At 61.2% G+C, this 12,585-nt stretch carries 10 protein-coding genes; 7 read left to right on the forward strand and 3 right to left on the reverse strand.

Features of this window, described 5'->3' with window-relative positions:
• Nucleotides 1-121: 121 nt before the first annotated feature.
• A complete protein-coding gene (locus A7K61_RS28655) occupies nucleotides 122-889 on the reverse strand; it encodes a siderophore-interacting protein (protein ID WP_069558862.1) in 768 nt (255 codons plus the stop codon).
• Nucleotides 886-1,395 (reverse strand): PadR family transcriptional regulator, encoded by a 510-nt coding sequence (locus A7K61_RS28660; RefSeq protein WP_069558863.1) that lies wholly within the window; start codon nucleotides 1,393-1,395, stop codon nucleotides 886-888. The genes A7K61_RS28655 and A7K61_RS28660 overlap by 4 nt, the downstream gene beginning before the upstream one ends.
• 493 nt (nucleotides 1,396-1,888) lie before the next feature.
• Between A7K61_RS28660 and A7K61_RS28665 the strand changes: the two genes are divergently transcribed.
• The 6 genes from A7K61_RS28665 (at nucleotide 1,889) to A7K61_RS28690 (ending at nucleotide 8,890) form a co-directional block, all read left to right on the forward strand.
• Nucleotides 1,889-2,386 (forward strand): CS1 type fimbrial major subunit, encoded by a 498-nt coding sequence (locus tag A7K61_RS28665; RefSeq protein WP_069558864.1) that lies wholly within the window; start codon nucleotides 1,889-1,891, stop codon nucleotides 2,384-2,386.
• A 115-nt stretch (nucleotides 2,387-2,501) separates the two neighbouring features.
• Complete coding sequence (locus A7K61_RS28670; RefSeq protein WP_069558865.1) at nucleotides 2,502-5,024, forward strand: CS1-pili formation C-terminal domain-containing protein; 2,523 nt, start codon at nucleotides 2,502-2,504, stop codon at nucleotides 5,022-5,024.
• A gap of 176 nt (nucleotides 5,025-5,200) precedes the next feature.
• The gene (locus A7K61_RS28675; RefSeq protein WP_044272124.1) at nucleotides 5,201-6,295 is read left to right on the forward strand and encodes a hypothetical protein; all 1,095 of its coding nucleotides are present in this window, start codon (nucleotides 5,201-5,203) and stop codon (nucleotides 6,293-6,295) included.
• A 60-nt stretch (nucleotides 6,296-6,355) separates the two neighbouring features.
• A complete protein-coding gene (locus A7K61_RS28680) occupies nucleotides 6,356-7,114 on the forward strand; it encodes a pilus assembly protein (RefSeq protein WP_044272090.1) in 759 nt (252 codons plus the stop codon).
• 5 nt (nucleotides 7,115-7,119) lie between these two features.
• On the forward strand, nucleotides 7,120-7,602 hold the full coding sequence (locus A7K61_RS28685) for a CS1 type fimbrial major subunit (RefSeq protein WP_047712679.1): 483 nt from the start codon (nucleotides 7,120-7,122) through the stop codon (nucleotides 7,600-7,602).
• Nucleotides 7,603-7,645: 43 nt separating this feature from the next.
• Nucleotides 7,646-8,890: a hypothetical protein gene (locus A7K61_RS28690; protein ID WP_069558866.1), complete on the forward strand. Its 1,245-nt coding sequence runs from the start codon at nucleotides 7,646-7,648 to the stop codon at nucleotides 8,888-8,890.
• Between the two features lie 139 nt (nucleotides 8,891-9,029).
• Here the strand turns inward: A7K61_RS28690 and A7K61_RS28695 are convergent, their stop codons facing one another.
• A complete protein-coding gene (locus A7K61_RS28695) occupies nucleotides 9,030-12,119 on the reverse strand; it encodes a transglycosylase domain-containing protein (RefSeq protein ID WP_069558867.1) in 3,090 nt (1,029 codons plus the stop codon).
• Nucleotides 12,120-12,227: 108 nt separating this feature from the next.
• Here A7K61_RS28695 and A7K61_RS32935 point away from each other — a divergent pair, with 108 nt between their 5' ends.
• A complete protein-coding gene (locus A7K61_RS32935) occupies nucleotides 12,228-12,536 on the forward strand; it encodes a hypothetical protein (protein ID WP_069558868.1) in 309 nt (102 codons plus the stop codon).
• Nucleotides 12,537-12,585: the final 49 nt, after the last annotated feature.

Genomic DNA, 12,585 nt, shown 5'->3' on the forward strand with positions numbered 1-12,585 from the left:
GGTTACCGTCGGCTGCTAAAGCCCACAAAGTTATATAGATACCTATGCTGCGATAGCATCACCTCGGTGTAACTGATAAACCGAGGTGTTTGCATCGCAGGCAAGCCAGCTCCCACATTATTTATTCTTCCTCGCTGCCCTCAGCACGCCAGTAACCCACGGCCTTGAGGTATTGCTCGTTGACCTTGTGCGTGTCCAGCAGCACCCGCCGTACCTGGCGCGACAGCTTGGTTTCGGTGGCGACGAAGCTGTACAGCGTGCCGCTGGGCAGCGTCAGGTTGCGCACCACGTCGAGCAGGTCGTCCTGGCCGCGCAGCACCCAGATCACTTCCACCTTGGCTGCGCTGCTGAGCACCTGCTGTTCCGCCGCATCCGCGATTTCAATCACCGCCAGCACCTTGCGCCCCGCGGGCAGCTCTTCCAGGCGCCGAGCGATGGCCGGGATCGCCGTCTCATCGCCAATCAGCAGGTAGCTGTCGAAGATATCCGGCACGATCATCGAGCCACGTGGCCCGCCGATATACAGGTGCTGGCCGACCTGTACCTGCTCGGCCCAGGTGGAGGCAGGGCCATCGCCGTGCAGCACGAAGTCGATGTCCAACTCGCCAATGCTCAGGTCGTAACGCCGTGGCGTGTAGTCGCGCATCGCCGGTTGCGGGCCGTCGCCCTTGATGCTGAAGCTCGGGCTTTCCAGCGCCGCTTGCTCTTGGGCGTTCTGCGGGAACAACAGCTTGATGTGGTCGTCGCTGCCCAGGCTGACAAACCCCGCGAGCTCAGGGCCGCCCAGGGTGACGCGGCGCATGCGTGGGGTGATATCGACCACCCGCAGTACTTGCAGGCGGCGGCGTTTGATTTCGTGGGTCACGCGATGAATGGTTTGAGTGTTCATTGGTCTGTCCCGTCGGCAATGGCTTGAGCGGTGCGATTGAGCAGCGCCGCGACACGAATGATTTCTTCCGGGCTCCAATGCCCGTTATGCGAATGCAAGGCGTGGCGCAGGTTGTGCACCGCCTCATGAATCTCGGGTGGGCGGTCGTGGCCACGCAGTGAGCGCTTGCTGACATCCAGGCGCATGCGCACACCGTCCAGGGCAACGGCTTGTTCGCTCAAGAAGAGACGACCGGGGTCGGTGATTGTGTAGCGTTTTTTTCCACCATCGGTGTCGCCGCTGATCAGCTCGCTCTCTTCAAGGAAGGTCAGGGTGGGGTAGATCACGCCGGGGCTGGGGCTGTAGGCACCGTCGAACAGGCCCTCGATGCGGCGGATCAGGTCATAGCCATGGCAAGGTTGCTCAGCGATCAGTGACAACAGCAGCAGCTTCAGGTCGCCAGGGGCGAACACCCGTGGGCCGCGGCCGCCGCGTTTTTCAAACTCGCCGCGATGTTCGTGTTTCATGGGCAGGTCCTCTGTGCAGGTTTAGATATAACGTAAGATATATCTTAACGCTAAGGATAGTGCCTGGCGACCAACGGTCGTTGGCGGCTGCACAGGCTTGGTCCACTAAGCAACTAACAACTATTGGACCTGATTGGATTTTAGAGCTATAACTTTAATTAGAGTTGTGGCTCGAATTTATATCTGGACTTGTTGTTTGCCAGGCGCTGCTTCGTCTTGTGGTACGCTTCTTACAGCAACTTCTTTAGCGTATTTTTAGCGTGTAGCTTATTTCCTACGGATACTTTTAAAGTTTTGGCGAAATGCCATCTTTTTCGCTCAAGCCCTGTTTACAAGGGCTACGTGCGTTTTCGAATGTGCCTGCATACCTGCTTTTAGTTTCGGTTGATCATTGTCTGGCAGTGCGTAGTTCAACTAACCACGCCTGCTAATTCTTTGTTAGGGACCTCCTTGGCAATGAACCACTCAATGTTGTCAACTACAGGTATTGACCATGTTCAAGAAGTTTGCTGTCGCTGTTCCCCTGGCTGTACTCGCGCTGTCTTCCTCGGTAACGGCTATCGCTGCCGGTGAAGCCAGCCACACCGTCAACCTCAAGGCAAACATCCCCACCACCGTGTTCCACGCCCAGCCACGTGACCCGAACTGGGGCCGTGACGAAACCATGACCTACAACCTGGTCAGCGGTGAGTTGGCGCCCCTGAGCGCCATCTACGACATCAAGAACACCAACGGTTCGGTTCATGCCTACATCGAAGGCGGCCCGGCTGTACTGTTCAACGGTGATGCCGCGCAAAACATTGCGCTAACCACCACCTTCAATGGCGTGACCCTGACCGGCTCCCCGCAGGAAGTGGTCAACGAAGCCGACTCCACCCCAGGTATTGGCGCTGAAATGCGCATCGTCGCGGCCAAGCCTTCGGCGAATCAACGCGGTTCCTACACCGCGGTGATGCCGGTGGTATTCGACGCGGTATTGCCAACGCCTTGATGCCAATGAATGCCCGTTGAACACGGGCATTTACTTGCAGGTCGGCTGACTTTCCCTCCTCGGTCCGCCGGCCTGATTTTCTCTCCAGTCTTTTGGCATACAGAGTGTTCCGTTCATGTTTCCGATGACGCCTATCGCGGCTGCGCTTGCGCTGTTGATGTGTACGAGTGCCCTGGCCGCACCTGCTGCCTCGGGCGCTTTGACGACGGGCAGCCTGCTGAGCCAGGCCCAAGGCCTGCCGGCTGGTTTTACCGATCACTTTTTCGACGTGCCGCTGGCCGTGCGCATAGACCTTGACCAGCAGTTGCTGGGCGAGGCGCTGATTGTGTTGACCCGGGATGATCGCGTCACCTTGCTCGAATTCACCGACACCGCTGACAGCAAAGTGCCCGCCGCTACCCGCGACACCTGGCAAGCGCTGTTGGAAAAAGGCGTGGCGCTGGGCACCTGTACCCAGTCCTGCCCGGAAAAAATGCTCTCGGCGTTCTACAACCTGGAAAACTCCCAGTTGGCGATCATCACCCAGAATGTCGAGCTCAACGACGATGCACCGCGCTTCTACGCGCAACCGGAAGGCGGCAGCCTCGGGCTGATCGTCAACAACCAGCTCAACCTCAACGGTGGTCAGGACAACAAGCTGGGCGGGCGCTACGGGTTGCAAGCCAGTTCCAGCGTCGGCAACTGGAGCCAGGTGTTCAACCTGCAACTGGCGCGACAGAGTGGCGATAACGAACAGATGCGCCACGCGATCCATGAGCTGTACACCCAACGAGAAATGGAAGGGCAGTTTTTCCGCCTGGGCCATTTCACCCCCAATTCCGATGGCCTGACCCGTCAACTGCGCAGCTTCGGCGCCAGCCCCGATACGGCGCTGGGCCTGATGTATGGCAGTTCCGACAGCCTGGCCATCAACAATGCCAAGCCCAGCGTGTACCCGATCTACGTCACCGCCAACCGCCAGGCGGCGGTGGAGATCTACCGCAATGGCCTGTTGATCAATACCCAAGCCGTGGCAGCCGGCCTGCAAACCCTGGACACCCGGCCATTGCCCGGCGGTATCTATGAAGTGGAAGTGCGCCTGGTGGAAGACGGCCTGACCACCAGCACCACCCAGGAGCTGGTGTACAAGCCCAGCAACTGGCGCAACGCCGAAGACCCATGGCGCTACAACCTGTTCGCCGGGCGCGAGACCAAGCTGTTCAGTAACTGGGACGAACAAGCCTCTGGCGCAATGACCGCCGGCGCGTCCATCAACTACCTGCTGCACCCCCGGGTGATCCTCGGCCTGTCGGCGCGCCAGGTGCGTGAACAACTGCAATACGGCGGTTCGGTGGACTGGACGGTGGCCAACAACACCAGTCTCTACACCAACCTGTATCAAACCCAGGACCACGGCACTGGCATGGACCTGCAAGCGCTCTACACCTTGGGCGCCACCAACCTGGTGTTCAGCCACAACCGCAGTTGGCTCGACACCCGCGACACCTACGAAACCCTGCCGGACGGCACCCGCCTGCGCCGCAATACCTTCGTAGGTGAGGCCAGCAACACGGCGCTGTCGGTCAACCACCGGCTCGATGCGAAAAACACCCTGAACATGCGCCTGTCCCACAGCGAAGGCAATGTCGAGGGCGCCGGTATCGACCTAGGCTGGAGCCGCCACGACAACCTGTTCGGCAGCGATGCCAACTGGCGTTTCTCGGTGTTCGACCGGCCCGGCAGCGCGGGCACCAACGACCGGCGCAACCGAGGCGTGGATGTGAGCGTCAGCGTCAATCTGGGCCGTGACGGTCGGCAGATCTCCGGCAGCATCGGCACCCGCACCGCCCGTGATGGCGGGCGCGACAACAACGCTTCGGTGACCCTGCGCCAAGACCTTACCGACCACTTCCTGCAGAGCGTCTCGGCCACGGCGATCACCGACACCTATGGCGTTGGCCTGTCCGGTATGGCCAGCTTCAGTACGGACGCGGTCAGCGGCGACGGTTTTGTTCAGCGCAGCTCCTTCAACGGCGACCTCAGCGGCGGCTTGAACCTCAACAGCACCCTGGTTGCCGGGGCCGGCAAGGTATTGCTGAGCAGCCAGTACCAGGGCAACGGCGCCGGCATGATCATCGATGTAGAAACCGACCTCGACGAGATCGCCCTGCGCGCCGACGACATGGGCGGCGGCAGCACCCTGCTGAGGCCTGGGCGCAACTACGTGCCGGTCTCGGCCTACAAGAGCAGCAGTGTGGCGTTCGACTTTGAAGGCAACCACCCACCGGCGGCCAATATCCAGCCGGCACGTTCCAGTTACCACCTGAACAAGGGCGGCGTGGACTATCGCAAGGTCAGCGTGATGAAAACCGTCACCGTGCTGGGCCGATTGCTGGATGAACGCGGCGCACCCTTGCGCGGCCATCACGTGATCAACCATGCCAGCCGCGGGGTCAGCGAAGTGGACGGGTTCTTCTCCATGGAAATGAGTTCCAGCTCACCCACCCTGCAAGTGCGCTACCAGAACCAGTTGCTGTGCCAGTTCCGTCTGGACCCGAGCAACGCGCCAAGTGAAAGCGACGTGTTGATGATCGGTGATCTGCGCTGTACGCCGGATACCTTGGCCGAAGTCGCCCATGCGTCAGAGGCGGCCGGATGAATTTTTCACCCACAACAACCTGTGTTCGCAGCAACGAGTTGATCAGCATGAACAAGCCTGGCAACACAACGTGGCGCGCTGTCGTATTGGCCGCTTTGTTGTGTTCGTTCACCCCTTTGAGCCTTGCGGCCACGCAAGACATCACCGCTGAATTCCGACCGGATCCCAGCAATCCCATGGTTAACAGGTTCACCAATACCACCCCACAGAGCGGGGTATGCCCCGGGCATATGCCGGCACGGTGTGAGGCGTTGGGGATTTTCAGTATCCGCACCTGGGACATCAATTTTGTCGCCAGCGGGCCGATAGCCGCCAACCATGCGGATCCGCGTCAAGGCCTGATGTTCAAGGTTCCCTCCGAGTGGCGCAGTTTCGAGGTGGTCTCACCCAAGGGTGACCGCAAAACCGTGGAGATGCGCATCTCTGGTATTGGTAGCCGTTTCAATACAACCAACCCTCCGGGCGTGCATGCGTGGAGTTCGTTACCCGCCAACTGGACGCATGCACCTTCCCCATGCCAATACACCGGCATGTGGGCGGCGGCCCCCACATTTAGGCTGTGGTTCTGGCTGGTACCGGAAGGTGGCGGTGCGTGCAATTTAGTAACGCCGTTCGATGTTCCCTCCTCCAGCTTCAGCATGCTTGAGTACACGTATGAACTGAGGACGCCTAATCCTCTGGACATGGACGCTGGGCAATACAGAGGGTCGATTACTTACGGAGTCGGGCCGCATCAGGATTTCGATTTTGGTGACATTTACCAGCCAAACGATGATGTGTTGACCTTCAACTTCGACCTTCGGGTAGAGCACAACCTCAAGGTGGACCTGCCACCGGGGGGCAACCGTGTCGAGCTGTTGCCCGAAGGGGGCTGGCAGGCGTGGCTCAATCGCGGGCGGCAACCCGCGCGGCTGTTTCGCGACCAGACCGTTGTCATCTCCGCCAGTACCCGCTTCAAGATGCAACTGGAATGCAGCCTGGCCATCGGCAACACCTGCGGCCTGCGTAATGACGCAGGGGATGAGGTGCCGCTGCAGGTCGGCGTGACCCTGCCTTTCGGCCTGCGTGATCAGTACGGCCAGGCGGTGGACAAGCTGCCCCTGCGCCTGGACGGCAGCGGCTCCGAGCTGTTCCAGCCCGGCCACTACGTTAATAACCGCCCGGCCAGCCTGCACTTTGCCGTGGAGCGCGACGACGTCAAGGAGATGCTCAAACACCCGGGCAGCACCTACAACGGCGTGGTCACCGTGATCTGGGATTCGGAAGTCTAGGCGGGCACTTACCGCATATCAGCCCCTGGGCTGGGTTCAATCATTGAGGCGTAATCAAACATGAAACATGCAGTGTTATCGGTCGGGCTGTTGCTGCTGTCGTTGACCGCGCAGGCGGGGCCGGCAATCAATGTCGGCGTGGTGTATGACTACCTGGAAGGTGATCGCAGTTCCTACCTCAAGCGTGTCTACAACGGTGGCACCAGCACCGCGTTTATCAAGGTCAATGTGCTGGAGATCGTCTACAACGCCGATGGCACGTCCCAAGAAGTCCCCGTTGCCTCGATGACCGACGCCAAGGGCGCCGCCACCAACCGCGACGGCCTGATGGCCAGCCCGGCGCGGCTGATCGTGCCGGCGGGCGGGCGCCAAGGCACACGGTTGCTGTACATGGGCCAGCGCGACAAGGAGCGTTATTTCCGCGTGCGCTTCATCCCGGTGGTGCCGGAAAAAGAAGACGACTTTGCCGTGACCGACGAAGAGCGGGCCGATTACAAGGACGCGCTGGCGGCCGGGGTCAACGTCATGGCCGGTTACGGCACGGTGTTCTTCGTACGCCCACAGAACACCCGTTTCGACACGCAGATCAGCCAGACCACCAGCCAGTACACCTTGCGCAATGCCGGCAACAGCGTGGTGGTGCTCGATGAGTTCCGGGACTGTTCGGTGGCGAAGAAAACCGACTGTGAAGCCACCACCAAGCACCACATCCTGCCCGGCCGCCAGCTGGTGTTCGAGAAAAAGCCCGAGCGCCAGTTCAGTTTCCAACTGATCGAAGGCCGCGACAAAAAACCGATGACGGTCAACAGCAACGGGTGATGACAATGTTCAAGCAACTGACGGCACTGGCGGTACTGATGACCCCTGTGTTCCTGGGCGAGCCGGCGCAGGCGTTCCAGGAACGCCACAGCTTCGATGTGTCGGTGACCATCCCGATCGAAGAGGCCTATGTGCTGCCTTCCGAGCCGGACTGGATGGGCCATGACCAGGTTTTGGCCTGGGACTTGGCGACGGCGCGTCTGGGCCGCCTGCGCAAGAATTTCGACGTCAAGAACATCAATGGCGGCGTGACCGCGCGCCTGGGCGACATGCCGTATTTGCTGAGTGGGCGCAACCGTATCGACTTGCAGGTGCTGTTCAATCGGGTGCCGTTGACGTTGGACTCGACCCAGGTACTCAACGCCGACGAGGCGCGCGCGGGCCGGCGCGCCGAACTGGAGATCTCTGCCATTGAGCCGCAGGACGGTTACAAGGGTGGGGATTATTACGGCACGGTGCACTTGATGTTCGATTTCCCCGCGCCGTGAGCCCGGTGTGTGAAACCCCCAGCGCCGCAGATTCGGAGTGTTTATGCAGTTGATCACCGCAACCAAAAAATGGCTGGGGCCTTGGGCGCTGGCGCTAGGCGTCGGGTGGGCGAGCCTGCCCGTGCAGGCGCTGGAACAAAATATCTCGGCGGTGTTTCGCCCGGACCCGACCAACCCCATGGTCAATAAATTCCAGAACACCACACCCCACAGTGGCATCTGCGCCTGGCACGTGCCGGCGCTTTGCGAGTCACTCAACACCTTCAGTATTCGTACCGACGAATTGGTGTTCAACTCGATCGCGCAAATCGAGGCGGACCATGAAGACCCGCGCAAGGGCGCGTATTTCAAAGTACCGTCCTCCTGGCGCGATGTGCAGGTGACCCATATCGCCACGGGTCAGGTTGAAACGGTAGAGATGCGCATCGCCGGTATCGGCGGTAGATGGGGCCTGGGCGGGGGCGCCAGGGTGACTGTGTGGAGCGCCCCAGGAAGGCACTGGGCGGATCCTTGGCGTTACGGCGTGGATTCTTGTCGAGGCGTCAACTACTACACGTCGTCCGGCACTTACTTGCTGTACTTCTGGATCGTCCCGGAAAACGGAGGAGCCTGCAGTGTGGTCCCCAGCGCGCCTATTCCGCAAATGTGGTACCAGCCGGTGGAGTATGGCTATGAACTCAGAACCCCTAATCCGTTGGGTATGGCCAGTGGTGAATACCGCGGCTCGTTGTCCTACAGCATCGGGCCCGGTAGGGATTTTGATTTTGGCGATGTGATGATACCCAACGACAACGTGTTGACCTTCAACTTCAATCTGTCCGTAGAGCACGCCCTCAAAGTGGACCTGCCCCCCGGAGGTAACCGCATCGAGCTGCTGCCCGAAGGCGGCTGGCAAGCCTGGCTCAATCGTGGGCGGCAACCGGCGCGGCTGTTCCGTGACCAGACTTTCGTGATCTCTTCCAGCGGGCGTTTCAAGATGCAGCTCGAGTGCAGCCTGGCCATCGGCAACACCTGCGGGCTGCGCAACGGAGCGGGCGACGAGGTGCCGCTGCAGGTCGGGGTGACCTTGCCTTATGGCTTGCAAGACCAGTACGGCCAAGCCGTGAACAAGCTGCCCTTGCGCCTGGACGGCAGCGGCACCGAGCTGTTCCAACCCGGCTATTACGTCAACAATCGCCCCGCGAGCCTGCACTTTGCCGTGGAGCGGGACGACGTGAAGGAAATGCTCAAGCAGCCCGGTAGCACCTACACGGGCGTGGTGACGGTGATCTGGGATTCCGAGGTTTAGATTACAAAATTGCAGTGGCTGATCCATCGCTTTCGCGGGCAAGCCCGCTCCCACATTGGTTTTGTGTCGTGCCTAAGATTGGCGGCGCACACGGTCCCTGTGGGAGCGGGCTTGCCCGCGAAAGCGGTCGCCCGGCCAATCACTGACTTGACTGACACATCATCCCACCCGACCCTTGCAGATAAGGCATCAACAACGGCGCCATGCCCTTGAGCACTTGCACCGGCAGCGCCGAGGTGAACTTGAAACCTTGCGCCGAACTGCCAGGCACAAAAGCGGTGAGCGTGCCGAAGTGGTGGTCGCCGATAAAAAACACAAAAGTGGCGGTGCGGTTGATCGACTTGGAACTGATCAAGCGCCCGCCCGCGCCCATTGCCTGGATGCGGTTATCGCCCGTGCCGGTCTTGCCGCCCATGGCCATTGGCGTGCCGTCGGCCTGGGTGAAACTGCCCGACACGCGCTTGGCCGTGCCAGCGTCCACCACCCGTGACAACGCCCCGCGCAAGGCACTGGCGACTTCGGACGGCATCACCCGTTTGCCGGGGTCGGGTGTGTTGACCACGCGGGTCTCGTAAGGGGTGCCGGCGGCAAAATGCAGGCTGTCGATGCGCAGCACTTTGCCGCGCACCCCGTCGTTAAGGATGATGCCCATCAGTTCGGCAAGCGCGGCGGGGCGGTCTCCCGAGCTGCCAATGGCGGTGGCCAGTGACGGCACCAGATGATCGAAAGGGTACCCCACCGCTTGCCAGCGCTGATGAATATCCAGGAATGCTTCGACTTCCAGCATGGTGCGGATCCGGCTGTCACGCGCGCCTTGATGACGGCTCTTGAACAGCCAGCTGTACACCTCCTGCCGCTCGAACTGGCTGGCCTTGACCACTTCGGTGAAGGTGGCCTGCGGGTGGTTGAGCAGGTAACCGAGCAACCACAGGTCCAGGGGGTGGACCTTGGCGATATAGCCCTGGTCGGGCAGGTCGTAGGTGCCGGGGCCGTAATCCTTGTACAGGCGTTGCAGGCGCTCGTCGCTGAGGGCAGTGGTGGTTTTTACACCGGTCAGGTGGGAGCGCACGAAGCGGTTGAAGGTGTCCGGGTTTGCTTCGGGAAACAGGTAGCGATGCACGGCCGCCAAGCGGATCGCGGTGGGGTGCAGGCTGTCGAGGAAGGTTTCCAGGCGCGCCTGGGTGTCTTTTTTCTGGTACTTCTTCCAGAACTTGAGCAGGAAGGTGGTGCCTTCGCGGTCGGCGAATCGGGCCAGGTATTCCTGGCGGCGTGGGTCGCCATCATCCTTGAGCAATTGCGCGCTGTTGTTGGCGCCCGCGTAGGTGACGTAGCGCGTCAGGTCGCGCATGAGGCGAATGAACGGCAGGTTGATCGACTCGCGCAGCGCGTCACGCAATGTGGGGCTGCGGCCGTTGTCTTCGTTGCGAAAGTTGTGAAAGTAATGCATCCCGCCGCCGGTGAAAAAACCTTCGTTGGGGCTGGCTGAATAGGTGCGGTCCAGGGCCGCCTCTAGCATGGCTGCCAGGGATTTATCCGGGGCCTGCAGCAAGTAATCGATGGCCCAGCGACTGAGCCGGTCCTGCTCGGCGATGTCGGCTTTTTTCAACGCCGCCGGGGTTTGGGTGGCGTAGCGATCATGCAGTTCGCTGATGATTTGCAGATAGGTGGTGAGCACCCGCAACTTGGCGGTGGAGCCCAGTTCCAGCTTGCTGCCTTCGTTGATATCGAAGGGCTGGTCGGTGTTGTCGGTTTGCACCCGCACCCGTGAGCCGTCGGCGGTGCGTTCGAACAGCGTAAAGCTGTAGCGCACTTGCGGCGTGCTGGCAGGCGTCAGCAGGCGTTCGCCGAGCAGGCCGATGTTGCCCGCGAATACCGGGTCGGCCAGTTGCTTGAGGTAGGCGGTGACCTGGCTTTGCAGCTCGGCCTGCAAGGTGCTGGTGGCTGCGAGGTCAAGGCGGTCGAGGTCGTACAGGGGCCGGTTGAGCAGGGCCGCCAGGCGGCTGCGGGCCACGCTCACGCCCTTGTTGCTGTCGATCGGTTGCAGTGTGGGCTGTTGCAGCCAGTCGCGATAAGTGACGCGCGCGGCCAGGGCGGCCTTGAGCAGCGGCGGGTCGATCACCGCGTTCTGCGCCAGCAGCCGCAGGTGGCTGTCGGTAAGTTGCTTGAGTTCGTCGCGACCGTTGGCCAGGTAATGGGAAGGTCGGCGCTGGGCGATCATCAACGACAACACCTCTCGCAGCGCCAAGCCCCGCGCCGCCAGGCTGGCCGGTGTGGTGGCGGTGTCCTGAAGCGCGCGGTTGACCTGGGCGAAATCGGCGCCGTACCACACCCGCAACCCTTCGGCCATGCCATGCACTTCGCCATGGCCCGGCACGGCCGACAGAGGCACGCTGTTGAGGTAATCGCGCACTATGTTGCGCCGCGCCGCAAGTGTATCGGGGCCATGCTGGTAAGCGCGCACGCTGGCGGAGAGCATCTGGCGGATTTTTTCGCTGCCCGACAGGGTCAGGCCATCGGGCGAGTGGCGATACTTTTCCAGCTGAGTGGCCAGGGTACTACCGCCCGCCGCCTGCCCTGGCAGGTGCAACTGGCGCGCCACCTGCGACCACGCCGCCTTGGCAAAGCGCGGCCAGTCCACGGCCGGGTTGGCTTGCGCGGGCTCGGGATCGAGCAGTGCACGGTTTTCGATAAACAGCAGGCTGTGGATCATCAGCGGTGGAATGTCATCGAAGCGGGCGTACAGCTGGGTCGGGTAATTGAATTGATACAGCGGTGCTGCGCGGCAATCGGTGAGGGTCAAGCCGGCCTGGATTTTCTCGGCGTAGGGGATAAACAGGCCATGACGGCTGTAGTCCATCAACGCCTCGGAAAAGCGTGCCTGGGATTCGATCATGTAATTGCGCTTGAGCAAGCGCGGCAGGAACTCGCCCAGTGCGCTGTAGCCCAGGCGCTGATCGAAGGGGCCTGCGCCTGGGTACACAATTGCATCGCTGGCGCCGGGGGCCACCTGGTAGGTCAGCTTCGCCGCCCATTCGCTGAATACGCGGGCCTGCCAGCGTGAGGTCTGCACCTCCCGATGCACGGCGAAAGCCAGGGCGATCAAGGCCATCAACACAATCAGCCAGCCCACGCGATGCCAGGGTCTGTTTTTTTTCGGCAAAGGCGCTGGTGACGGGCTGTCGGGGTCGAGGTCAGCCTGGGTGGCATTGGTGTGCTGCAGAGCGCCCATAGTCGATTGATCCATTCCTACAGATTGATCGGACTTGTCTGAAGCGTAGACGCAGTTTGCCTGCGTCACGAGGTTTGTCGGGCAGAGGATTTTTCTGTGGGAGCTGGCTTGCCTGCGAAGGCGGCCTGGCAGTCGACACTCATCTACCTGCCGCGCCGCGATCAAATTGTGGGAGCGGGCTTGCTCGCGAAGGCGGCCTGGCAGTCGACACTCATCTACCTGCCGCGCCGCGATCAAATTGTGGGAGCGGGCTTGCCTGCGAAGGCGGCCTGGCAGTCGACACTCATCTACCTGCCGCCCCGCGATCAAATTGTGGGAGCTGGCTTGCCTGCGAAGGCGGCCTGGCAGCCGACACTCATCTACCTGCCGCCCCGCGATCAAATTGTGGGAGCGGGCTTGCTCGCGAAGGCGGCCTAGCAGTCAACACAGTTGGATTGTGTACATATCCATTGTTGCGGTAACGGCC

The organism is Pseudomonas sp. AP42 (genome assembly GCF_001728935.1).
GTDB lineage: Bacteria > Pseudomonadota > Gammaproteobacteria > Pseudomonadales > Pseudomonadaceae > Aquipseudomonas > Aquipseudomonas lactis.

Bases quoted from the DNA above. Each gene is read 5' to 3' on its own strand.
- A7K61_RS28655 (WP_069558862.1), bottom strand. From the start codon at position 889: ATGAACACTCAAACCATTCATCGCGTGACCCACGAAATCAAACGCCGC.
- A7K61_RS28660 (WP_069558863.1), bottom strand. From the start codon at position 1,395: ATGAAACACGAACATCGCGGCGAGTTTGAAAAACGCGGCGGCCGCGGC.
- A7K61_RS28665 (WP_069558864.1), top strand. From the start codon at position 1,889: ATGTTCAAGAAGTTTGCTGTCGCTGTTCCCCTGGCTGTACTCGCGCTG.
- A7K61_RS28670 (WP_069558865.1), top strand. From the start codon at position 2,502: ATGTTTCCGATGACGCCTATCGCGGCTGCGCTTGCGCTGTTGATGTGT.
- A7K61_RS28675 (WP_044272124.1), top strand. From the start codon at position 5,201: ATGGTTAACAGGTTCACCAATACCACCCCACAGAGCGGGGTATGCCCC.
- A7K61_RS28680 (WP_044272090.1), top strand. From the start codon at position 6,356: ATGAAACATGCAGTGTTATCGGTCGGGCTGTTGCTGCTGTCGTTGACC.
- A7K61_RS28685 (WP_047712679.1), top strand. From the start codon at position 7,120: ATGTTCAAGCAACTGACGGCACTGGCGGTACTGATGACCCCTGTGTTC.
- A7K61_RS28690 (WP_069558866.1), top strand. From the start codon at position 7,646: ATGCAGTTGATCACCGCAACCAAAAAATGGCTGGGGCCTTGGGCGCTG.
- A7K61_RS28695 (WP_069558867.1), bottom strand. From the start codon at position 12,119: ATGGGCGCTCTGCAGCACACCAATGCCACCCAGGCTGACCTCGACCCC.